We start from the raw sequence: 22,722 nt of genomic DNA, 5'->3' as shown, positions 1-22,722 counted from the left end.
CGTGGACATCGACATGAGTGCCCTGAGGGGCTTGGTGCGGGAGAAGGAGATCTCCTTCGACCTGCTGGTCGAGGCGATCGAGTCGGCCCTCCTCATCGCCTACCACCGCACCGAGGGAAGCCGCCGTCACGCGCGCGTGGAGCTCAACCGGCAGACCGGCCATGTGACCGTGTGGGCGAAGGAGGACCCCGAGGACCTGGAGGAGGGGCAGGAAGCGCGCGAGTTCGACGACACGCCGTCGGGCTTCGGGCGGATCGCCGCCACCACCGCCAAGCAGGTCATCCTGCAGCGCCTGCGGGACGCCGAGGACGACGCGACGCTCGGCGAGTACGCGGGCCGGGAGGGCGACATCGTCACCGGTGTGGTCCAGCAGGGCCGCGACCCGAAGAACGTGCTCGTGGACATCGGCAAGCTGGAGGCCATCCTGCCGGTGCAGGAGCAGGTCCCGGGCGAGGCCTACGAGCACGGGAAGCGGATCCGTTCGTACGTCGTTCGGGTGGCGAAGGGTGTGCGCGGTCCGTCCGTCACTCTTTCGCGTACCCACCCCAATCTGGTGAAGAAGCTGTTCGCCCTGGAGGTGCCGGAGATCGCCGACGGTTCCGTCGAGATCGCCGCCATCGCCCGCGAGGCCGGTCACCGTACGAAGATCGCGGTGCGGTCCACCCGATCGGGTCTGAACGCCAAGGGCGCCTGCATCGGCCCGATGGGCGGCCGGGTGCGCAACGTCATGGGTGAGCTCAACGGCGAGAAGATCGACATCGTGGACTGGTCGGACGACCCGGCCGAGATGGTCGCGAACGCGCTCTCCCCGGCCCGTGTCTCCAAGGTCGAGGTGGTGGACCTCGCCGCCCGCTCGGCGCGGGTGACGGTCCCCGACTACCAGCTCTCCCTGGCGATCGGCAAGGAAGGGCAGAACGCCCGCCTCGCGGCCCGGCTGACCGGTTGGCGGATCGACATCCGGCCCGACACCGAGCAGCCCGCGGAGCGGCAGGACTGAGCCCCTGCCGGACGGAGCCCGTGGATCTCGCCGGGGCGGTGGCTCCGGCGAGATCGCGACAGTTTTTGCGCAGCAAGTGTTCGATTCTTGCCCCAAAGGGGTGAGGTCGGCGCGGGGAGGTAGACTTAGCCGTGTCTGGCCGGACGCATGCCCGCGCATGCCCTGAACGCACCTGTGTGGGGTGCCGGGAGCGAGCGGCCAAGGTCGAACTGCTGCGCATCGTGGCGATCGAGGACGCGTGCGTCCCCGATCCTCGCGGTACGCTGCCCGGCCGGGGTGCGTATCTGCATCCCGTCTCGACCTGTCTCGACCTGGCGGTACGCCGCCGGGCGTTCCCCAGGGCGCTTCGCGTCCCGGGTGCGCTCGACGTAAAGGCGTTGCGCCGGTTCGTCGAGCAGGCGGAAGGTTGCCGGCAGGCAACACCGTAAAACGCGTCGCGCGGAGCCCCGTGCGGCCCTGGTACCTCGCGAGTCGGAAGTAGGTCGAGATTGCGATGAGCACTCGATGAGTACGCGATGAGTACGCCCATGAAGTAGCGACGGTCCGGCCGCAACCCGGACCTAAAAGGAGCGAAGTGGCTAAGGTCCGGGTATACGAGCTCGCCAAGGAGTTCGGTGTGGAGAGCAAGGTCGTCATGGCCAAGCTCCAGGAACTCGGTGAATTCGTCCGTTCGGCGTCCTCGACGATCGAGGCGCCCGTAGTACGTAAGCTGACCGACGCTTTGCAGCAGGGTGGAGGCGCCAAGCCCGCCGCCCGCAAGGCATCCCCGGCAAAGCCGGCCGGGCAGGGCGCGCAGGCCGCGCGTCCCGCTGCCCCGCGCCCGGCCGCGCCCAAGCCTCCGGCCGCCGAGCGGCCTGCGGCTCCCGCAGAGCCTCCGGCCGCCCCGGCCGAGCGCCCCGCGGCTCCGGCGACCCCGGGTCCGCGCCCGACGCCGGGCCCGAAGCCCGCGCCGCGGCCCGCCCCGGCGTCCCCGGCTCCCGGCACGCCCGAGTTCACGGCCCCGCCGGCCCCTCCGGCCGCCGAGCGTCCCACGGAGCGCCCCGCAGCGGGTCCGCGTCCGGGCGCCCGTCCGGGTGCCGGTGCCCCGAAGCCCGGTGGTCGTCCCGCCGGTCAGGGTCAGGGCCAGGGCCAGGGCGACGCCCGCCCCGGTGGCGGTGCCCAGCGTCCCGGCGGTCCCCGTCCCGGGGCTGCCGGCGCGCGTCCGGGTGGCCGTCAGGCCGGTCCCCGTCCGGGCAACAACCCCTTCACCTCCGGCGGCTCCACCGGCATGGCGCGCCCGCAGACGCCCCGTCCCGGTGGCGCTCCGCGTCCCGGCGGCCCTGGTGCCCCGGGTGCCCCGCGTCCGCAGGGCGCGGGCCAGGGCGGTCCCGGTGGTCCCCGTCCGCAGGGCGGTCCCGGCGGTCCCCGCCCGCAGGCTCCCGGTGGCGCTCGGCCGACCCCGGGCGGCATGCCTCGCCCGCAGGGCGGTCCGCGTCCCGGCGGTGGTCCCGCGGGTCCCCGTCCGAACCCCGGCATGATGCCGCAGCGTCCCGCTGCCGGCCCGCGTCCCGGCCCCGGTGGCGGCGGTCGCGGCCCGGCCGGTGCCGGTCGTCCCGGCGGTCCGGGTCGTCCCGGTGGCGGCGGCGGTTTCGCCGGTCGTCCCGGTGGCGGCGGCGGTCGTCCGGGTGGCGGCGGCGGTTTCGCCGGTCGTCCCGGTGGCGGCGCCCCCGGTGGTGGCGGCGGCTTCGGCGGTGGCGGCGGTGGCCGTCCCGGCTTCGGCGGACGTCCCGGTGGTCCGGGCGGCCGTGGTGGCACGCAGGGTGCGTTCGGCCGTCCCGGCGGTCCGGCGCGTCGTGGCCGCAAGTCGAAGCGGCAGCGCCGTCAGGAGTACGAGGCCATGCAGGCCCCGTCGGTCGGCGGCGTGATGCTGCCTCGCGGCAACGGCGAGAGCATTCGCCTGTCGCGCGGTGCGTCGCTCACCGACTTCGCGGAGAAGATCAACGCCAACCCGGCGTCGCTCGTCGCGGTCATGATGAACCTCGGCGAGATGGTCACGGCCACGCAGTCCGTCTCCGACGAGACGCTGCTGCTCCTCGCCGGCGAGATGAACTACACGATTCAGATCGTCAGCCCCGAGGAGGAGGACCGCGAGCTTCTGGAGTCCTTCGACCTCGAGTTCGGTGAGGACGAGGGCTCCGAGGAGGACCTGGTCGTCCGTCCGCCGGTCGTGACCGTCATGGGTCACGTCGACCACGGTAAGACCCGCCTGCTCGACGCCATCCGCAAGACGAACGTCATCGCGGGCGAGGCCGGTGGCATCACCCAGCACATCGGTGCCTACCAGGTCGCGACCGAGGTCAACGGCGACGACCGGAAGATCACCTTCATCGACACCCCGGGTCACGAGGCGTTCACCGCCATGCGTGCCCGTGGTGCGAAGTCGACCGACATCGCGATCCTCGTGGTGGCGGCCAACGACGGTGTGATGCCGCAGACGGTCGAGGCGCTGAACCACGCCAAGGCGGCCGACGTGCCGATCGTGGTCGCGGTCAACAAGATCGACGTCGAGGGCGCGGACCCGACCAAGGTGCGCGGTCAGCTGACCGAGTACGGCCTGGTGGCCGAGGAGTACGGCGGCGAGACGATGTTCGTCGACATCTCCGCCAAGCAGGGTCTGAACATCGACAGCCTCCTGGAGGCCGTCGTGCTGACCGCCGACGCCGCCCTGGACCTGCGGGCCAACCCGCACCAGGACGCGCAGGGCATCTCGATCGAGTCCCGTCTCGACCGCGGCCGTGGTGCCGTGGCGACGGTCCTCGTCCAGCGAGGCACCCTGCGGGTCGGCGACACGATGGTGGTCGGCGACGCCCACGGCCGTGTCCGCGCGATGCTCGACGACAACGGCAACAACGTGGCCGAGGCAGGCCCGTCGACGCCGGTCCAGGTCCTGGGTCTGACCAACGTCCCGGGTGCCGGTGACAACTTCATCGTGGTCGAGGAGGACCGTACGGCCCGCCAGATCGCGGAGAAGCGTGCGGCCCGTGAGCGCAACGCCGCGTTCGCCAAGCGCACGCGCCGTGTGTCGCTGGAGGACCTGGACAAGGTGCTCAAGGCCGGCGAGGTCCAGCAGCTGAACCTGATCATCAAGGGTGACGCTTCTGGTTCGGTCGAGGCCCTGGAGTCCTCCCTGCTCCAGCTGGACGTCGGCGAAGAGGTCGACATCCGCGTCCTGCACCGAGGCGTCGGTGCGGTCACGGAGTCGGACATCGACCTGGCGATGGGCTCCGACGCCATCGTGATCGGCTTCAACGTCCGTGCGGCAGGCCGCGCGGCGCAGATGGCCGAGCGCGAGGGTGTGGACGTCCGGTACTACTCGGTCATCTACCAGGCGATCGAGGAGATCGAGGCGGCCCTGAAGGGCATGCTGAAGCCGGAGTTCGAGGAGGTCGAGCTCGGTACGGCGGAGATCCGCGAGGTCTTCAAGTCGTCCAAGCTGGGCAACATCGCCGGTGTCCTCATCCGCTCCGGAGAGGTCAAGCGGAACACCAAGGCCCGCCTCATCCGCGACGGCAAGGTCATCGCGGAGAGCCTCAACATCGAGGGCCTGCGTCGCTTCAAGGACGACGTCACCGAGATCCGCGAAGGGTTCGAGGGCGGTATCAACCTCGGCAACTTCAACGACATCAAGGTCGACGACGTCATCGCGACGTACGAGATGCGCGAGAAGCCGCGCGTGTAGTCAGCGGCGGCTCACGGCCGGCCGGAGGGGACCTCGTCCCCTCCGGCCGGCCGCCTGCTGCTGTGACGGGGCTGGTGGACGCCGACCGGCGAAAACAATCCCGTCGAGCCGCTCCCGCGTTCGGGGTACGGTTTTCGTGTCCCCGCCCACAACCGGAGGCGGGGCGTCGATCCCGTACCGGCGGGTCATCCGGACACACATGTACGTGGGGACTCTGTCCTTCGACCTCCTCCTGGGCGACGTACGGTCGCTCAAGGAGAAACGCTCCGTGATCCGCCCGATCGTCGCCGAGCTCCAGCGCAAGTACGCGGTGAGCGCGGCCGAGGTGGACCACATGGACCTCCATCGGCGGGCCCTCATCGGCCTCGCGGTGGTGTCCGGTGACGCGGGGCACGTGAACGACGTACTGGACCGCTGCGAGCGGCTCGTGGCCGGCCGCCCCGAAGTGGAGCTGCTGTCCGTCAGACGGCGTTTCCACGGCGACGACGACTGACACTTGAAGCTTGAAGAACGTAGACAGGAAAGAACGGGAGACGGACCAGTGGCCGACAACGCGCGGGCGAAGAGGCTGGCGGACCTCATCCGAGAGGTGGTGGCCCAGAAGCTGCAGCGCGGGATCAAGGACCCGCGGCTCGGCTCGCACGTCACCATCACGGACACCCGGGTGACGGGTGATCTGCGGGAGGCGACCGTCTTCTACACGGTGTACGGGGACGACGAGGAACGGAAGGCCGCGGCCGCGGGCCTGGAGAGCGCCAAGGGCATCCTGCGCTCCGAGGTCGGCCGTGCCGCGGGCGTGAAGTTCACGCCGACCCTCACCTTCGTCGCGGACGCCCTCCCGGACACCGCGAAGACCATCGAGGACCTCCTCGACAAGGCACGCGCCTCCGACGAGAAGGTGCGCGAGACGGCGACGGGCGCCGCGTACGCCGGTGAAGCCGACCCGTACAGGAAGCCCGACTCCACCGACGAGACGGACGACAGCGCCGAATGACCCAGCACCACACCACGCCCGACGGCCTTGTCATCGTCGACAAGCCGTCGGGCTTCACTTCCCACGACGTCGTGGCCAAGATGCGCGGGATCGCGCGGACACGGCGGGTCGGGCACGCCGGGACCCTGGACCCGATGGCGACCGGCGTCCTCGTCCTCGGCGTGGAGAAGGCCACCAAGCTCCTCGGGCACCTCGCCCTGACGGAGAAGGAGTACGTCGGAACCGTCCGGCTCGGGCAGAACACGCTCACGGACGACGCCGAAGGGGGCATCACGTCGTCCACCGACGCCTCCCGGGTCACCCGTGACGCCATCGACGCCGGGGTCGCCAAGCTGACCGGCGACATCCTCCAGGTGCCGTCCAAGGTCAGCGCCATCAAGATCAACGGCGTGCGGTCCTACAAGCGCGCCCGCGACGGCGAGGAGTTCGACATCCCGGCCCGGCCGGTGAAGGTCCCCTCCTTCGCGGTCCACGACGTCCGGGACGCGGTCGCCGAGGACGGCACCCCCGTGCTGGACCTGGTGGTCTCCGTCGTCTGCTCCTCCGGCACCTACATCCGGGCCCTGGCCCGCGACCTGGGCGCGGACCTGGGAGTCGGCGGCCATCTCACGGCGCTGCGGCGCACCCGCGTGGGCCCGTACAAGCTGGAGTCCGCCCGCACCCTGGACCAGCTCCAGGAGAACCTGACCGTGATGCCCATCGCCGAGGCCGCCGACGCGGCCTTCCCGCGCTGGAACGTGGACGCCAAGCGGGCCCGTCTGCTCCTGAACGGCGTACGCCTGGAGATGCCGGACGAGTACGCGGGCGCCGGCCCGGTGGCCGTCTTCGACCCCGAGGGCCGGTTCCTCGCGCTGACGGAGGAGCACAAGGGCAAGGCGAAGAGCCTGGCCGTGTTCGGCTGAGTCCCGCCCGTGGAGCGACGGACATGGTGTCCGGGCCGCCGCTCCACGGTCCCCCCTCGGTTCCCCCTCAGTCAGGTGTATCCATCCCCTCTCCCTCCCTCACTCCAACGGGCAGGCGCTCGGAGTGATCCAGGGGAGCGGAAGGGGGCGCGTTCGTCGTGAAGCGGTCCCCGCACTCCTCCGCGCCGCGCCGAGGGCTCCCGCACCGGCCGGTGCCGCGTCCGAAGTGGGCCGACCGCGTCCCCACGTGCCGCACATCACAGCCGCCCATGCCGATGCGGGCCGAGGGCATCCGGCATGGCACCCTTAGACCTGCGTAACGAGGCAGACACGGACACAGGTTCGACGAGGAGCGGTCACAGTGCAGCGCTGGCGTGGCTTGGAGGACATTCCCCAGGACTGGGGACGCAGCGTCGTCACCATCGGGTCGTACGACGGAGTCCACCGCGGACACCAGCTGATCATCCGGCACGCGGTCGACCGCGCCCGAGAGCTGGGCGTCCCCTCGGTCGTCGTCACCTTCGACCCGCACCCCAGTGAGGTCGTGCGCCCCGGCAGCCATCCTCCGCTGCTCGCCGCGCACCACCGGCGTGCCGAACTGATGGCCGGCCTCGGTGTGGACGCGGTGCTGATCCTCCCGTTCACCACCGAGTTCTCCCGGCTGTCCCCGGCCGACTTCGTGGTCAAGGTCCTGGTGGACAGGCTGCGCGCCAAGGCCGTGGTCGAGGGCCCGAACTTCCGGTTCGGTCACAAGGCCGCCGGAGACGTGGAGTTCCTGGCCCAGCAGGGCAAGACCTACGACTTCGAGGTCGAGATCGTGGACCTCTACGAGCGGGGCGAGGCGGGCGGCGGCGAACCGTTCTCCTCCACCCTGACCCGGCGCCTGATCGCCGAGGGCGACCTCGGGGGCGCGCACGAGATCCTCGGGCGCCCGCACCGGGTCGAGGGGATCGTGGTGCGCGGCGCGCAGCGCGGCCGCGACCTCGGCTTCCCGACCGCCAACGTCGAGACTCTCCCGCACACGGCGATCCCGGCGGACGGCGTCTACGCCGGCTGGCTGCACGTGGGCGGGGAGGCGATGCCCGCGGCGATCTCCGTGGGCACGAACCCGCAGTTCGACGGCACCGAGCGGACCGTGGAGGCGTACGCCATCGACCGGGTCGGACTCGACCTGTACGGGCTGCACGTCGCCGTGGACTTCCTGGCGTTCGTCCGGGGCCAGGCGCGGTTCGAGACGCTGGACGCGCTGCTGGAGCAGATGGCCGAGGACGTGAAGCGCTGCCGGGAGCTTGTCGCGGAGCACGACGCGGGCTGAGCCCTCGGACGGACGAAGACGAAGACGGGGTCGGCCCCGCGCCCCGCAGGGCGCGGGGCCGACCCCGTCTTCTCGTGTGCCGTCACCGCGCCCGCCCCTACCGCTGAGGCGGCGGAGCCTGCCCGGGCCCCTGCTGCGGCGGGGAGACGGGCTGGGGGTAGCCGTAGGCGTCCTGCGGCGGCTGCGGGCCCTGGGCAGCCGCCTGATCGGGGCCGGGCTGCCCGGGGGCGTACTGCCCCGGGATGGGCGGGCCCGGAGGGTACTGACCGGGGAAGGGCTGTCCCGGCGCCGGGGGCTGGGCGGCCGGGTACTGCCCCGGCGCGTGGGGGCCGGGGGCGTACTGCCCGGGGATGGGCGGGCCCGAGGGGTACTGGCCTGGAACGGCCTGCCCGGGCGCGGGCTGTGAGGGGGCCGGTTGCCCTGGAGCGTGCTGTCCAGGGATGTACTGGCCGGGCACCTGCTGACCGGGGAAGCCGCCGGGTGCGCCGGGTGCCTGCTGTCCCGGACCGGGCTGTGCCGGGCCGGGCTGTGCCGGTGCGGGCTGGCCCGGGAACCCGCCGTGGTGCGGTGCCTGGGCGGGGAAGCCTCCGGGCGCGCCGGGGGCGTGCTGCCCTGGGGCGGGTTGTGCCGGACCGGGCTGCCCCGGGAACCCGCCCTGGACCGGTCCCTGGCCGGGCTGGCCGGGTGCCGGCTGACCCGGGTACTGGCCCGGGAGCGGCGGTGCGGCGACCGGGGGCGGGTTGCCGTCCGACGTCCACAGGCCGTGCGACTGCTGATGGCGCGCGATGTCCTCGGCCACCATCGCGGCCAGCGAGAAGTACGCCTCACGTACTTTCGGCCGCATCATGTCGAGGTCGACCTCGGCGCCCGCCGAGAGGTGCTCGTCGAAGGGCACGACCACCACGCCGCGGCACCGCGTCTCGAAGTGGGAGACGATGTCGTCCACCTTGATCATCTTGCCGGTCTCGCGCACCCCGGAGATGACGGTGATGGACCGCGCGACCAGGTCCGCGTACCCGTGCGCCGACAACCAGTCCAGCGTCGTGCTCGCGCTGCTCGCGCCGTCGACCGACGGGGTCGAGATGATGATCAGCTGGTCGGCGAGGTCCAGTACGCCGCGCATCGCGCTGTACAGCAGACCCGTACCGGAGTCGGTCAGGATGATCGGGTACTGCTGCCCGAGCACGTCGATGGCGCGCCGGTAGTCCTCGTCGTTGAACGTCGTGGACACGGCCGGGTCGACGTCGTTGGCGATGATCTCCAGGCCGGAGGGCGCCTGCGAGGTGAACCGCCGGATGTCCATGTAGGAGTTGAGGTACGGGATCGCCTGGACCAGGTCGCGGATGGTCGCACCGGTCTCGCGCCGCACCCGGCGGCCGAGGGTGCCCGCGTCGGGGTTGGCGTCGATGGCGAGGATCTTGTCCTGCCGCTCGGTGGCGAGCGTGGCGCCCAGCGCGGTGGTCGTGGTCGTCTTGCCGACGCCGCCCTTGAGGCTGATGACGGCGATCCGGTAGCACGACAGGACCGGGGTGCGGATCAGATCCAGTTTGCGCTGGCGCTCCGCCTCCTCCTTCTTGCCGCCGAGCTTGAAGAGACCGCCGCCGCCGACCGGACGGCTGCTCTTCGTCTTCTGCCGCTTGGTGTTGAGCAGCCGGTCGGAGGACAGCTCCACCGCCGCCGTGTACCCGAGGGGCGCGGCACCGGGGTTCACCGGCTGGCGCTGGTCGTGCCGCACGGGCTGCGGCCAGGCGGTGCCCATGCGCGGGTCGACCGGCTGCGGCATCGGATGCTCGGGCTGAGCGGACTGCGGGGGGAACCCGTAGCCGGGCTGCGGCGCCGGGGGCCGCGGTGCCGCAGGGGTGCCCTGTACCGGAGCCTCGGCGCTCGGGGCCGGTGTCTGCGCCGGGGTGTGCTGCTGCGGGAAGCCGTAGCCGCTCGGCGGGGCCGGGGGAGTGGGCGCGCCGGGGTGCGGGAATCCGTAGCCGGGCTGCGGTGCCGGGGGTTGCGGCACGACGGGGGCACTCTGCACGGGAGCCGCCTCGGCGTTCGGGGTCGGTGTCTGCGCCGGGGTGTGCTGCTGCGGGAAGCCGTACGCGCTCGGCGGGGCCGGGGGTTGCGGCACGACGGGGGCGCTCTGCACGGGAGCCTCGGCGTTCGGGATCGGTGTCTGCGCCGGGGTGTGCTGCTGCGGGAAGCCGTACGCGCTCGGCGGCTGTGCCGGGGCGGCCGACGGCGGCGGGAACCCGTATCCGGCCCGCTGCGCGGGAACCTCGGGTGCCGGGGGAGCCGGCACGGCGGGCGGGGGGCCGACGGGCGCGCCCGGTACGCCCTGGGCCCAGGCGGCGGGCGCCGGCTGCGGTGCCTGCGGCTGGAAGGGCCCCGGGGTGGGCGGCACCGCGTCGGTCTGCTCGGGGGCGGACGCGGCGGGCTGGTAGGTCGGAGGCAGCGGCGGGACCGTGCTGTGCGGCACCGGCGGCGGGGTCCACCCCTGGGGAGCCTGCTGAGGCGCGGGTGCCTCGGGCGTCTCGGGCGCGGCCGACGGCGTACCGGTGGCACCGGAGTCACCGGCGAACGCGGGGGGCACGGCATCCGCGGGTACCGCGTCGGCGGACACGGCATGGGCGGGGACGGCGTCGGCGGGGACGTCGTCGGCGGGCGCCGCGTCCGTGAGTTCGGCCTCGGCGGACGCGGCGTCTCCGGACCCGCCCTCGGAGAGCGCGGCGTCGGAGGACGCGGTGTCCGTGCCTTCGGCGTGGGAGGACGCGGTGTCCGTGCCCTCGGCGTCGGCGGCCGCGCCGGCCCGGTCCGCCTCGTCGTCGGGCTGCGCCACGTCGGAGGCGTCGCCGTCGACGGGCGTGCCCGCGTCGGAGCCCGCCTCCGCACCGGCCGCAGGGGCCGGGGAGTCCGTCTCTCCCAGGTCACCCGACGAAGCGCTGCCCTCGGCGGCCGGTGCCGCCGGCGCGGCGTCCTCGACCGCTCCCTGCACGGAACTCGCCGTGTCCCCAGCACCCTCGGCGGACCCGGCGTCCGAGGCGCTAGGACGCTCCGGAGCGGGCTCGCCGTCCTCCGCCGCCGTCTCGCCCGTGGAACCGGCCGATGCGCTGTCGTCGTGGGGACGTCCCTCCGCGACACCCCCGGGCTCCCGCCCGCTCGCGGCCGCCAGGTGTGCGTCCAAGGCCGAGCCGCCCTCCTCGGCACCCTGGCCGAAGGCCGGCACGGAGACGTTCGCCGAGGGCGCGGTCAGCTCGAAGTCCCCCTGTGCATCGGCGCCCTCACCCTTGCCCGGAGCGGCGGACCGCTCCAGCTTCTCGAACTCGCGCTTGAGCGCGGCCGGCGAGAACCTCATGGTGGCCCCGCTCTCCACGTCCCCGCCCACGGGCGCGGAGGGAGAGGCGGTGGCCGGCGGCGCCCACACGGGAACACCGGTACCGGGCGCCGGAGATACGGGCGGCGGCACCTGAGCGACGTGCGGCGCCGGGTGCTGAACCTCGGGCGCCGGCGGCGGCACAGCGGCGGCCGGGGGCTGATCGGCGGGTGGTGCCGGCGGCTGGGGCGCGGGGTCCGGCGACGTGCTCGACGCGTTCTGCGTGTACCAGGCGGGTGGTGCGTAGTCGATGGTGAACTCGCCCGTCATCTCGATGGCGGACTCGGCGTCGGACTGGTCATCGTCGGGTGAACCCCAGCCCCCGCGGATCCCGTTCCGATCGCTGCTCACAATTCCTCCTGGTGTGGTTGAGCACCCTCGTGTCGTGCTGGGGCCATCGCTCTCGCGGCACGAATGCGTCGAGTTGGTCCGACGTCGTCCGATTCCACCCGGCAATTCCCCCTGGGGCGCCGACGGCCCGCCACACGTTCCGGCGGGGCGCCCGGTACCAGCCTAATCATCGCGAGCGCTCCGTCGGCAGGCCCGCCCACGGCTCCGTGCCCGCACCTTGCGGCGCATCCGCGGCGGAGGCGGCGCGCGTACCGGCACGGACCGTGCGCCAACCGACCGCCCGCCGCGGACAAAGCACACGAAAGCGTGGCGCGAACAGGTATCAACCGTCACACGTCACACCGTTGTTGGGGTGACCCCGCATCGAACAAGGGGACACGACAGGGGGGATGAAGGGAGCGTTCACGAACGCTCCCTTCATCCCCCCTGCTCCACCGCTCGCTCCGGCTACTCCGCCGGCAGCCCCCCGTTGCGCACCGTCGGCGTGAGGTCGAACTCTCCGTCGCGGGCTCCCAGCACGAAGGCCCGCCACTCCGCCTCCGTGTACCGCAGCACCGTGTCGGGGTCGAGCGAGGAGCGCATGGCCACGGCGCCCTCGGGCAGGTAGGCGATCTCGACCCGCTCCTCGTGGTCCTCGGTGCCCGGCGCGCTGTGCCACTCGACGCCCGAGATGTCCAGGCCGTACAGCTCGTCCCGCTCCCGGTCCTTGCGAGCCTTGACGTCCTCGTCCACTTCATCCGCCATGGCGAAGCGACCCCTTCCGAGGTGTAGGTGATTCGGGCGGCTCACCTTACTGGCCCCGTGGGCCGCGACCGGGTGCTCGGGAAACCCCGGAGAAGAGGGCCGTCGCCTGCTGGTACCCTGTGTGACGGCCGTTCGTGTACGCGCCTCGAAGCCCGCAGCAGGACCTGCGGGGCATCAAGGTCGCGCAGGACGGACCCCGCCACCCGAGTCACGCAAGTTCCTCTGAGAAGAAGACCAGGGGCGCTCGGTGGCACCCGGAACAACACGAGGAGTACGCGTGTCGCTCGACGCCGCTACGAAGAAGCAGATTTTCGCCGAGTTCGGTACCAAGGAGGGCGACACCGGCTCCCCCGAGGTCCAGGTCGCGATGCTCTCCCGCCGCATCTCGGACCTGACCGAGCACCTCAAGACCCACAAGCACGACCACCACTCCCGCCGTGGTCTGCTGATCCTGGTCGGTCAGCGTCGCCGTCTGCTGCAGTACCTGGCCAAGAAGGACATCCAGCGCTTCCGTACGCTGGTCGACCGCCTGGGCATCCGCCGCGGTGCGGCGGGCGCCAAGTAAGACGCCGTGAAGGGAGCGGTTCCCACGACAAGGGAGCCGCTCCTTTTGCTGTACATGCGAACTGTCGCCACTGCTTTGTAGTGTGGTAGCACAACGCCGTACGTACGACACCGTGCGCGGGCCCCGGAACATTCCGGACCTGGACCGCGCACACCGAACGAGGAGAAGCGCGCCTCGCCGCCGCCGGTCCTCGGTAGTGGCCCCCGGGAGGAAGCGAACCCCGGGTGCTTCGATCGAAGACCGGCCCGCACCAGAAGGAGCGCTTCTCTGCCACCGTCCCCCCGCCACACGGGCGGGCAGGGACGAAGACGAGGAGAAAACGCTAGTGGAGAACGAGACCCACTACGCCGAGGCCGTCATCGACAACGGCTCCTTCGGCACCCGCACGATCCGCTTCGAGACGGGCCGCCTGGCCAAGCAGGCCGGCGGTTCCGCCGTCGCCTACCTGGACGACGACACCATGGTGATGTCGGCCACCACCGCCTCGAAGAACCCCAAGGACCAGCTCGACTTCTTCCCCCTGACGGTGGACGTCGAGGAGCGGATGTACGCCGCCGGGCGCATCCCCGGCAGCTTCTTCCGCCGTGAGGGCCGCCCCTCCGAGGACGCCATCCTCACCTGCCGCCTCATCGACCGCCCGCTGCGCCCGTCCTTCAAGAAGGGCCTGCGCAACGAGATCCAGGTCGTGGCCACGGTCATGGCGCTCAACCCCGACCACCTGTACGACGTCGTGGCGATCAACGCCGCGTCCGCGTCCACGCAGCTGGCCGGCCTGCCCTTCTCCGGCCCGATCGGCGGCGTCCGCGTCGCGCTGATCAACGGCCAGTGGGTCGCCTTCCCCACGCACACCGAGCTCGAGGACGCCACCTTCGACATGGTGGTCGCGGGTCGTGTCCTGGAGGACGGCGACGTCGCGATCATGATGGTCGAGGCCGAGGCCACCGACAAGACCATCAAGCTGGTCGAGGGCGGCGCCGAGGCGCCGACCGAGGAGGTCGTCGCCTCCGGTCTGGAAGCGGCGAAGCCCTTCATCAAGGTCCTGTGCAAGGCTCAGTCCGACCTTGCCTCCAAGGCCGCCAAGCCGACGGGCGAGTTCCCGATCTTCCTGGACTACCAGGACGACGTGTTCGAGGCGCTGACGGCCGCCGTCCGCCCCGAGCTGGCCCAGGCGCTGACCATCGCCGGCAAGCAGGAGCGCGAGGCCGAGCTGGACCGCGTCAAGGCTCTGGCCGCCGAGAAGCTCCTGCCGGAGTTCGAGGGTCGCGAGAAGGAGATCTCCGCCGCGTACCGCTCGCTCACCAAGCAGCTGGTCCGCGAGCGCGTGATCAAGGAGAAGAAGCGCATCGACGGCCGCGGTGTCACCGACATCCGCACCCTGGCCGCCGAGGTCGAGGCCATCCCGCGGGTCCACGGTTCCGCCCTGTTCGAGCGTGGCGAGACCCAGATCCTGGGCGTCACCACCCTGAACATGCTCCGCATGGAGCAGCAGCTGGACACCCTCTCCCCGGTGACCCGCAAGCGCTACATGCACAACTACATCTTCCCGCCGTACTCCGTCGGCGAGACCGGTCGTGTCGGCGCCCCCAAGCGCCGCGAGATCGGCCACGGCGCCCTCGCCGAGCGCGCCCTCGTGCCGGTCCTGCCGACGCGCGAGGAGTTCCCCTACGCGATCCGCCAGGTCTCCGAGGCCCTCGGCTCCAACGGCTCGACGTCCATGGGCTCGGTCTGCGCCTCCACCATGTCGCTGCTGAACGCCGGTGTGCCGCTGAAGGCCCCCGTCGCCGGTATCGCCATGGGCCTCATCTCCCAGGAGATCAACGGCGAGACGCACTACGTCGCCCTCACCGACATCCTCGGTGCGGAGGACGCCTTCGGCGACATGGACTTCAAGGTCGCCGGCACCAAGGAGTTCGTGACCGCTCTCCAGCTCGACACCAAGCTGGACGGCATCCCGGCCTCCGTCCTGGCCGCGGCCCTCAAGCAGGCCCGCGACGCCCGTCTCCACATCCTCGACGTGATGATGGAGGCCATCGACCGGCCCGACGAGATGTCCCCGCACGCTCCGCGGATCATCACCGTCAAGATCCCGGTCGACAAGATCGGTGAGGTCATCGGCCCCAAGGGCAAGATGATCAACCAGATCCAGGAGGACACCGGCGCCGAGATCACGATCGAGGACGACGGCACGATCTACATCGGTGCCGCCGACGGCCCCTCCGCCGAGGCCGCCCGCGCCACGATCAACGGCATCGCCAACCCGACCATGCCGGAGGTCGGCGAGCGCTACCTGGGCACGGTCGTCAAGACGACCACGTTCGGCGCGTTCGTCTCGCTGCTCCCGGGCAAGGACGGCCTGCTGCACATCTCGCAGATCCGCAAGCTCGCCGGCGGCAAGCGAGTGGAGAACGTCGAGGACGTCGTGGGCGTGGGCCACAAGGTCCAGGTCGAGATCGCCGAGATCGACTCCCGCGGCAAGCTCTCCCTCATCCCCGTGATCGAGGGCGAGGGTGACGGCGAGGCCGAGGCGAAGGACGACACCGACAAGTGACGTCCCACGGCATGAAGGCGGCGGCCCGCACCTCTTCGGAGGCGCGGGCCGTCGCCCGTACCCAAACCCTGATCAAGGGCACGGGCGGCATCGGCACCGTCCGCAAGACGACCCTGCCGGGCGGTCTGCGCATCGTCACCGAGACGCTGCCCTCCGTGCGCTCCGCCACCTTCGGCATCTGGGCGCACGTCGGCTCCCGAGACGAGACGCCCGCGCTGAACGGTGCCACGCACTACCTGGAGCACCTGCTCTTCAAGGGCACCCGGCGCAGGAGCGCGCTCGACATCTCGGCCGCGATCGACGCGGTCGGCGGCGAGATGAACGCGTTCACCGCCAAGGAGTACACGTGCTACTACGCGCGGGTGCTCGACACCGACCTGCCGCTCGCCATGGACGTCGTCTGCGACATGCTCACCGGCTCGCTGATCCTCGAAGAGGACGTGAACGTCGAGCGGGGCGCGATCCTCGAGGAGATCGCGATGACGGAGGACGACCCGGGCGACTGCGTGCACGACCTCTTCGCGCACACCATGTTCGGCGACAACCCGCTGGGCCGCCCGGTCCTCGGCACCGTGGACACCGTCAACGCGCTGACCGCTGACCGCATCCGGCGCTTCTACAAGAAGCACTACGACCCCACCCATCTGGTGGTCGCCTGCGCGGGCAACGTCGACCACGACAAGGTGGTGCGCCAGGTGCGTGCCGCCTTCGAGAAGGCCGGCGCCCTCTCGCGCGTGGACGCCACCCCCATCGCCCCGCGCGACGGCCGCCGCGTGCTGCGCACGGCCGGACGGGTCGAGCTGCTGGGCCGCAAGACCGAGCAGGCGCATGTCGTCCTCGGCATGCCCGGCCTGGCCCGCACGGACGACCGGCGCTGGGCCCTCGGCGTGCTGAACACCGCCCTCGGCGGCGGCATGTCCTCACGGCTGTTCCAGGAGGTCCGCGAGAAGCGGGGGCTCGCCTACAGCGTGTACTCGTACACCTCGGGCTTCGCCGACTGCGGCCTCTTCGGCGTGTACGCGGGCTGCCGCCCCAGCCAGGTGCACGACGTGCTCACGATCTGCCGCGACGAGCTGGACCGGGTCGCCGAGCACGGCCTGTCCGACGACGAGATCGCCCGGGCCATCGGCCAGCTGAGGGGTTCCACCGTGCTCGGTCTGGAGGACACGGGCGCGCTGATGAACCGTATCGGCAAGAGCGAGCTGTGCTGGGGCGACCAGATGTCCGTCGACGACATGCTGGCCCGGATAGCGGCGGTCACCCCGGACGACGTCCGGTCCGTGGCCCGCGACGTCCTGGGCCGGCGGCCCTCGCTGTCGGTGATCGGTCCGCTCAAGGACAAGCAGGCCGCTCGTCTGCACGACGCCGTGGCGTAGGCACCCCACCGGGGCCGGGTCCCCTTCGACGTTCCCTTCGACCAAGGAATCAGGAACATGAGCAAGCTGCGCGTGGCGGTTCTCGGCGCCAAGGGCCGGATCGGTGCGGAGGCGGTACGAGCCGTCGAAGCCGCCGAGGACATGGAACTGGTCGCCGCCCTCGGCCGGGGCGACAAGCTGGAGTCCCTCGTGGACGCCGGGGCCGAGGTGGCGGTCGAGCTGACCACCCCGGCGTCGGTGATGGGCAACCTCGACTTCTGCGTACGGCACGGCGTCCACGCGGTGGTCGGCACGACGGGGTGGACCGAGGAGCGCCTCGCGCAGCTGACGGGCTGGCTCGACCAGTCCCCGCGGACGGGCGTCCTCATCGCTCCGAACTTCTCCATCGGCGCCGTGCTGACCATGAAGTTCGCCGAGGTGGCCGCCCCGTACTTCGAATCCGTCGAGGTCATCGAGCTGCACCACCCGAACAAGGCGGACGCCCCCAGCGGCACCGCCACCCGCACCGCGCAGCTCATCGCCGCCGCCCGCGCCGAGGCGGGCAGCGCACCGCAGCCCGACGCCACGGTGACGGCCCTGGACGGTGCCCGTGGAGCGGACGTCGACGGCGTCCCGGTGCACTCGGTCCGGCTGCGTGGTCTGCTCGCCCACCAGGAGGTCCTGCTCGGCGGCGAGGGCGAGACCCTCACCGTCCGGCACGACTCCCTGCATCACAGCAGCTTCATGCCGGGCATCCTGCTCGGCGCCCGTCGCGTCGTCACCACTCCGGGCCTGACCTTCGGCCTCGAGCACTTCCTCGACCTGAAGTAGCGGAACAGCCCCATGCGCGCCAAGATCACCTACGCCGTCACGGCCGCCGTCCTGGTCTTCTACTTCGTCCTGGTCGGCAGCCGCGGTGTGCTTCTCATACAGACCGGCACCCCCGTCACCGTCACCTTCGGTGTCGCGGTGCTGATCCTGCCGGTCATCGGCGTGTGGTTCCTGTGGAAGAACACCCAGTTCGTCCGCAAGGCCAACCGGCTCGCCGCCGAGCTGGACGCCGAGGGCGGGCTGCCCGTCGACGAGCTGCGGCGCACCCCGCAGGGCCGCATCGACCGGGACTCGGCCGACGAGGTCTTCGCCCGGCGCAAGGCGGAGACGGAGTCGGCTCCGGACGACTGGCGCAGCTGGTTCCGGCTGGCCGTCGCCTATCACGACGCCCGCGACACGCCCCGTGCCCGCAAGGCGATGCAGCGGGCCATCGCCCTGCGCGAGGGCAGGACCCCCGCGGTCTGACCGGGCCGCCCGCCCTACGGTGCGGCGAGTGGGGGTCCTCCCCGCTCGAAGAGCTCGGGGGAGTGCCGGGCGCCGCGACGGGGCGAACGTTGCCTGCCGCGGCACCAGCTCCTCGCCGGTCGGCGTCGGTGTCAGGCCGGGTGGTACTCCGAGGCCCAGGCCTCCACCGTGTCCGCCGCGCGATCGAAGGCGGCCGGGCGGGCCAGGAAGTCGGCGCTGTGCGTGGTCAGCAGGGGCGGGGCGTCCTCCGCGGACGCACGGCCCGTGCCCACGAGCGTCAGCGCCTGCCCCTGCACCGTCCGCGGCAGCCCGAGCCAGCGCACGGGCTGCTGCACCGTCCGCACCGCGACGACCTGCTCCCAGGGCGTCGTCGTCGTGCGGAAGAAGCCCACCCGGCGCAGGCCGCGCGCGCTCACCCAGACGCCCATCCGCAGCAGCCTCAGCGCCCCGGCGATGACGGCCAGGGCGAGAGTGATGACGAGGGCGGCGCCGGCGAGCGTGCCGGTCAGCACGATGGCCACGGCCGCGAAGAGCACGAACGAGGCGAGCAGCAGCAGGAGCGCGGCCGAGCCCACGCGCCAGGGGCCGGGCCGGTAGGGACGACGCCAGAGGTCACGGTCGTCGTACGGCAGCGGGATGCCGTCCACCGCCGGGTCAAAAGCCCGGTCGGCCGTCAGGAAGGACAGGGGCACGGCGGATCCTCACTCGTTCTGGGCTGTGCCCGGTGAGGCTATCGAGCCGTGCCCCCGCTCACCACCCTTGGGGGGCCAAGGGGGTGCGCCGTCCCGCCACCCGGGCGTCGGACGGCGGGACCGCGTCAGCGCCCGTTGGACGCCTCGGAGTGCTGTGTCGCCGCGGGCGACTGGTGCTCCATGGACGGTGTGCCCAGCACGAGGGCGCCCGCGAGACCGGCGACGATGGTCAGCCCCATCAGCCAGCGCCCGGCCATCTGGCCGACGGAAGATCGCTGGCGGGGCGGGGGAGTGACATTGCTGCGGAAGGAGTCGGCTTCAGCGAGGAAGGCGAACGGTACGGGTTCGCGCCGACGGAACATGGAACTCTTTCTCCTCTTGGGACGCTTTCTTGGGCTCGTACGAACCGGGAGACCCGGGGTGCGATGGCCTTCGGGTGCCCGAACGCATCGTCGTCACTCACACAGACGCACGAGAGGCCTCCATGGTGCCCTCTTTCGCCGATTTCGCCGAACTTCGCGGACGAATGATGCGGCCTGGTGCCAGACGCCCCGTTGGCGGTGACTCGGACGCGTCGCCGACGGGGCGCCTCCCGTGGCGCGGGGTCGGCGCGCGGCTCGGTGAGGCGGGCGCGTGGTGCGGTAACGCGCGCCACTTTCCGAGTCGAGCACAGATGTACGGTCAGCCGAGCGAAGTGTCCGTATTGCGGCATTTCGAGAAGTTCATCTAGCCTGATCAAACGGACCCGGCACTGCTTGAACCCCCGAGCAGGCAGTGCCGGGTTCCACTTATGTCAGTACTTTCCCGACACCCCAAGGGCAGACCGCCCGCAGAGCAGCGAGTAGCGTGTAACCCATGGCTCCGACCTCCACTCCGCAGATCCCCTTCGGGCGGATCCTTACCGCCATGGTCACGCCCTTCACGGCGGACGGCGCACTCGACCTCGACGGCGCGCAGCGGCTTGCCACCCACCTGGTGGACGCAGGCAACGACGGCCTGATCGTCAACGGCACCACCGGTGAGTCGCCCACCACCAGCGACGCGGAGAAAACGGACCTCGTACGAGCCGTCGTGGCGGCGGTCGGTGACCGCGCCCACGTGGTGGCCGGAGTGGGCACGAACGACACGCGCCACAGCATCGAGCTGGCGCGCGCGGCGCAGCAGGCCGGAGCGCACGGCCTGCTGACGGTCACGCCGTACTACAACAAGCCTCCGCAGGAGGGCCTGTACCGGCACTTCAAGGCCGTCGCCGACGCCACGGAGCTGCCGGTGATGCTGTACGACATCCCGGGCCGCAGCGGGGTGCCGATCAACACCGAGACCATCGTCCGTCTGGCCGACCACCCGAGGATCGTCGCGAACAAGGACGCCAAGGGCGATCTCGGCCGCGCCAGCTGGGCCATCGCCCGGTCGGGCCTCGCCTGGTACTCCGGCGACGACATGCTCAACCTGCCCCTGCTCTCCGTGGGGGCCGTCGGCTTCGTGTCCGTCGTCGGCCATGTCGTCACCCCCGAGCTGCGCGCCCTGGTCGAGGCGTACACGGGCGGAGACATCCAGAAGGCGCTGGAGATCCACCAGAAGCTGCTCCCGGTCTTCACCGGCATGTTCCGCACGCAGGGCGTCATGACCACCAAGGCCGCGCTCGCCCTCCAGGGCCTGCCCGCCGGACCCCTGCGCGCACCGATGGTCGAACTGTCACCCGAGGAAACCGTCCAGCTCAAGATCGATCTTGCTGCGGGCGGGGTACAGCTCTGACAAAGACTTCACAACTGAATAGGCAGGACCCAGGTGCCTGCGACCCCACCAGACAACTGCATTTGCACGATCGTCATGCGCGCCACGTGCCCTACCGGTACGTGGCGTGCATGGTCAGGAGAGTCTTTTGAGTCATCCGCATCCCGAACTCGGCTCGCCGCCGCCTCTCGCCGAGGGAGGCCTTCGGGTCACCCCGCTCGGTGGCCTCGGCGAGATCGGTCGCAACATGACGGTCTTCGAATACGACGGCCGTCTGCTGATCGTCGACTGCGGAGTGCTCTTCCCCGAGGAGGAGCAGCCCGGAATCGACCTGATCCTGCCGGACTTCTCGTCGATCAGGGACCGCCTTGACGACGTGGAGGGGATCGTCCTCACGCACGGTCATGAGGACCACATCGGAGGCGTCCCCTTCCTGCTGCGGGAGAAGCCCGACATCCCGCTGATCGGCTCCAAGCTGACCCTCGCCCTGATCGAGGCGAAGCTCCAGGAGCACCGCATCCGCCCGTACACGCTCGAGGTGGCCGAGGGCCGGCGTGAGCGTGTGGGCCCGTTCGACTGCGAGTTCGTCGCGGTCAACCACTCGATCCCGGACGCGCTCGCGGTCGCCATCCGCACCCCGGCCGGCATGGTGGTGCACACGGGCGACTTCAAGATGGACCAGCTCCCGCTGGACAACCGTCTGACCGACCTCCACGCGTTCGCGCGGCTGAGCGAGGAGGGCATCGACCTCCTGCTCAGCGACTCCACCAACGCGGAGGTCCCGGGCTTCACGCCGCACGAGCGCGACATCTCGAACGTCCTGCGGCAGGTCTTCGGGAGCGCCCGCAAGCGGATCATCGTGGCGAGCTTCGCCAGCCACGTCCACCGCATCCAGCAGATCCTGGACGCGGCGCACGAGTACGGGCGCCGCGTCGCCTTCGTCGGCCGTTCCATGGTCCGCAACATGGGCATCGCCAGAGACCTCGGCTACCTGAAGGTGCCCCCGGGGCTCGTGGTGGACGTCAGGACGCTGGACGACCTGCCGGACCACGAGGTCGTGCTGGTGTGCACCGGTTCGCAGGGCGAACCCATGGCCGCCCTGTCGCGCATGGCCAACCGGGATCACCAGATCCGCATCGTGGACGGCGACACCGTGATCCTCGCGTCGTCGCTGATCCCGGGCAACGAGAACGCGGTGTACCGCGTCATCAACGGGCTGACCCGCTGGGGCGCGAACGTCGTGCACAAGGGCAACGCCAAGGTGCATGTCTCAGGGCACGCGTCCGCGGGCGAACTGCTCTACTTCTACAACATCTGCCGCCCGAGGAACCTGATGCCGGTTCACGGCGAGTGGCGCCATCTCCGGGCGAACGCGGAGCTGGGCGCGCTCACCGGAGTGCCGCACGACCGGATCGTCATCGCCGAGGACGGCGTGGTCGTGGACCTGATCGAGGGCAAGGCGAGGATCGCGGGCAAGGTCCAGGCGGGCTATGTCTACGTGGACGGCCTCTCGGTCGGCGACGTGGGCGAGCCGGCGCTGAAGGATCGCAAGATCCTCGGCGACGAGGGCATCATCTCGATCTTCGTGGTGGTGGACTCCTCGACCGGCAAGATCACGGCCGGCCCCCACATCCAGGCACGCGGTTCGGGTATCGAGGACTCGGCCTTCGTCGAGGTGATCCCGAAGATCTCCGAGGTGCTGGAGCGGTCGGCCCAGGACGGGGTCGTGGAGCCCCACCAGCTCCAGCAGCTGATGCGGCGGACCCTCGGCAAGTGGGTCTCGGACTCCTACCGGCGCAGGCCGATGATCCTGCCTGTGGTGGTCGAGGTCTGACCTCGCGTCAGGCCCGTACGGGAGTGGTCCCGGAGCGAGGCGCCTCGATTTGCGTCGAGGCACCTCGCTCCAGTACGTTTACGGCTCCGCCAGCGGGGGAACCCGGTGCCATCGAGCGCCAGGAACCGAACCCAGCGGGTGGAAATTCCGACTCAGAGTCTCTGATAAAGTCGGAACCGCCGGAAAGGAAAAGCGCGGAAGCGCGGACCTGGAAAGCACCGAGGAAATCGGATCGGAAAAAGATCTGATAGAGTCGGAAACGCAAGACCGAAGGGAAGAAGCCCGGAGGAAAGCCTGAGAGAGTCTCTCGGGT

Annotated in this window: 18 protein-coding genes; 14 read left to right on the top strand and 4 right to left on the bottom strand. The window is 71.2% G+C overall.

Annotated features, from left to right (window positions below):
* Position 1: 1 nt before the first annotated feature.
* The 7 genes from nusA to AB0C59_RS33715 all read left to right on the top strand — a co-directional run bounded on the left by nusA (position 2) and on the right by AB0C59_RS33715 (position 7,926).
* Positions 2-997, top strand: coding sequence for a transcription termination factor NusA (gene nusA / locus AB0C59_RS33745; protein ID WP_363011483.1), 996 nt, complete (start codon positions 2-4; stop codon positions 995-997).
* 131 nt (positions 998-1,128) lie between these two features.
* On the top strand, positions 1,129-1,425 hold the full coding sequence (locus tag AB0C59_RS33740; protein ID WP_363011481.1) for a YlxR family protein: 297 nt from the start codon (positions 1,129-1,131) through the stop codon (positions 1,423-1,425).
* Between the two features lie 146 nt (positions 1,426-1,571).
* The gene (infB, locus tag AB0C59_RS33735) at positions 1,572-4,715 is read left to right on the top strand and encodes a translation initiation factor IF-2 (protein ID WP_363011479.1); all 3,144 of its coding nucleotides are present in this window, start codon (positions 1,572-1,574) and stop codon (positions 4,713-4,715) included.
* Positions 4,716-4,914: 199 nt separating this feature from the next.
* Positions 4,915-5,208, top strand: coding sequence for a DUF503 domain-containing protein (locus AB0C59_RS33730; RefSeq protein WP_363011477.1), 294 nt, complete (start codon positions 4,915-4,917; stop codon positions 5,206-5,208).
* A gap of 48 nt (positions 5,209-5,256) precedes the next feature.
* The gene (rbfA, locus tag AB0C59_RS33725) at positions 5,257-5,709 is read left to right on the top strand and encodes a 30S ribosome-binding factor RbfA (RefSeq protein ID WP_363011475.1); all 453 of its coding nucleotides are present in this window, start codon (positions 5,257-5,259) and stop codon (positions 5,707-5,709) included.
* Positions 5,706-6,611, top strand: a complete 906-nt coding sequence (gene truB / locus AB0C59_RS33720) for a tRNA pseudouridine(55) synthase TruB (protein ID WP_363011473.1) — start codon at positions 5,706-5,708, stop codon at positions 6,609-6,611. The genes rbfA and truB overlap by 4 nt, the downstream gene beginning before the upstream one ends.
* 361 nt (positions 6,612-6,972) lie before the next feature.
* Positions 6,973-7,926 (top strand): bifunctional riboflavin kinase/FAD synthetase, encoded by a 954-nt coding sequence (locus AB0C59_RS33715; protein WP_363011471.1) that lies wholly within the window; start codon positions 6,973-6,975, stop codon positions 7,924-7,926.
* A 97-nt stretch (positions 7,927-8,023) separates the two neighbouring features.
* Here AB0C59_RS33715 and AB0C59_RS33710 read toward each other — a convergent pair whose 3' ends face one another.
* Both AB0C59_RS33710 and AB0C59_RS33705 read right to left on the bottom strand, forming a co-directional pair.
* Positions 8,024-11,641, bottom strand: coding sequence for an SCO5717 family growth-regulating ATPase (locus tag AB0C59_RS33710; RefSeq protein ID WP_363011469.1), 3,618 nt, complete (start codon positions 11,639-11,641; stop codon positions 8,024-8,026).
* Between the two features lie 447 nt (positions 11,642-12,088).
* Positions 12,089-12,385 (bottom strand): DUF397 domain-containing protein, encoded by a 297-nt coding sequence (locus AB0C59_RS33705; RefSeq protein WP_363011467.1) that lies wholly within the window; start codon positions 12,383-12,385, stop codon positions 12,089-12,091.
* A 277-nt stretch (positions 12,386-12,662) separates the two neighbouring features.
* Here AB0C59_RS33705 and rpsO point away from each other — a divergent pair, with 277 nt between their 5' ends.
* From rpsO to AB0C59_RS33680, 5 genes are all read left to right on the top strand, one after another.
* Positions 12,663-12,950 (top strand): 30S ribosomal protein S15, encoded by a 288-nt coding sequence (rpsO, locus tag AB0C59_RS33700; protein WP_363011465.1) that lies wholly within the window; start codon positions 12,663-12,665, stop codon positions 12,948-12,950.
* 325 nt (positions 12,951-13,275) lie between these two features.
* Positions 13,276-15,498, top strand: a complete 2,223-nt coding sequence (locus tag AB0C59_RS33695) for a polyribonucleotide nucleotidyltransferase (RefSeq protein WP_363011463.1) — start codon at positions 13,276-13,278, stop codon at positions 15,496-15,498.
* On the top strand, positions 15,495-16,874 hold the full coding sequence (locus AB0C59_RS33690; RefSeq protein WP_363011461.1) for a pitrilysin family protein: 1,380 nt from the start codon (positions 15,495-15,497) through the stop codon (positions 16,872-16,874). Before AB0C59_RS33695 ends, AB0C59_RS33690 begins: the two co-directional genes overlap by 4 nt.
* 57 nt (positions 16,875-16,931) lie before the next feature.
* Positions 16,932-17,684 carry a 4-hydroxy-tetrahydrodipicolinate reductase gene (dapB, locus tag AB0C59_RS33685; RefSeq protein WP_363011459.1) on the top strand — a complete coding sequence of 251 codons (753 nt, stop codon included), beginning with the start codon at positions 16,932-16,934 and terminating at the stop codon, positions 17,682-17,684.
* 12 nt (positions 17,685-17,696) lie between these two features.
* Positions 17,697-18,149 (top strand): tetratricopeptide repeat protein, encoded by a 453-nt coding sequence (locus AB0C59_RS33680; RefSeq protein ID WP_363011457.1) that lies wholly within the window; start codon positions 17,697-17,699, stop codon positions 18,147-18,149.
* A 131-nt stretch (positions 18,150-18,280) separates the two neighbouring features.
* On the opposite strand, the gene AB0C59_RS33675 is transcribed toward AB0C59_RS33680, so the two are convergent.
* Together AB0C59_RS33675 and AB0C59_RS33670 are read right to left on the bottom strand one after the other, a co-directional pair.
* The gene (locus AB0C59_RS33675; RefSeq protein WP_363011455.1) at positions 18,281-18,841 is read right to left on the bottom strand and encodes a PH domain-containing protein; all 561 of its coding nucleotides are present in this window, start codon (positions 18,839-18,841) and stop codon (positions 18,281-18,283) included.
* A 125-nt stretch (positions 18,842-18,966) separates the two neighbouring features.
* The gene (locus tag AB0C59_RS33670) at positions 18,967-19,203 is read right to left on the bottom strand and encodes a hypothetical protein (RefSeq protein WP_363011453.1); all 237 of its coding nucleotides are present in this window, start codon (positions 19,201-19,203) and stop codon (positions 18,967-18,969) included.
* A 493-nt stretch (positions 19,204-19,696) separates the two neighbouring features.
* Between AB0C59_RS33670 and dapA the strand changes: the two genes are divergently transcribed.
* Positions 19,697-20,596: a 4-hydroxy-tetrahydrodipicolinate synthase gene (gene dapA / locus AB0C59_RS33665; RefSeq protein WP_363011451.1), complete on the top strand. Its 900-nt coding sequence runs from the start codon at positions 19,697-19,699 to the stop codon at positions 20,594-20,596.
* A 127-nt stretch (positions 20,597-20,723) separates the two neighbouring features.
* Positions 20,724-22,409, top strand: a complete 1,686-nt coding sequence (locus tag AB0C59_RS33660; RefSeq protein ID WP_363011449.1) for a ribonuclease J — start codon at positions 20,724-20,726, stop codon at positions 22,407-22,409.
* The last annotated feature ends 313 nt before the right edge of the window (positions 22,410-22,722 follow it).

This window comes from Streptomyces sp. NPDC048664, from assembly GCF_040650555.1.
Taxonomy (GTDB): Bacteria; Actinomycetota; Actinomycetes; order Streptomycetales; family Streptomycetaceae; genus Streptomyces.
The sequence above is the reverse complement of the archived record's forward strand: the minus strand, read 5'-3'. Positions and strand labels throughout refer to the sequence as shown.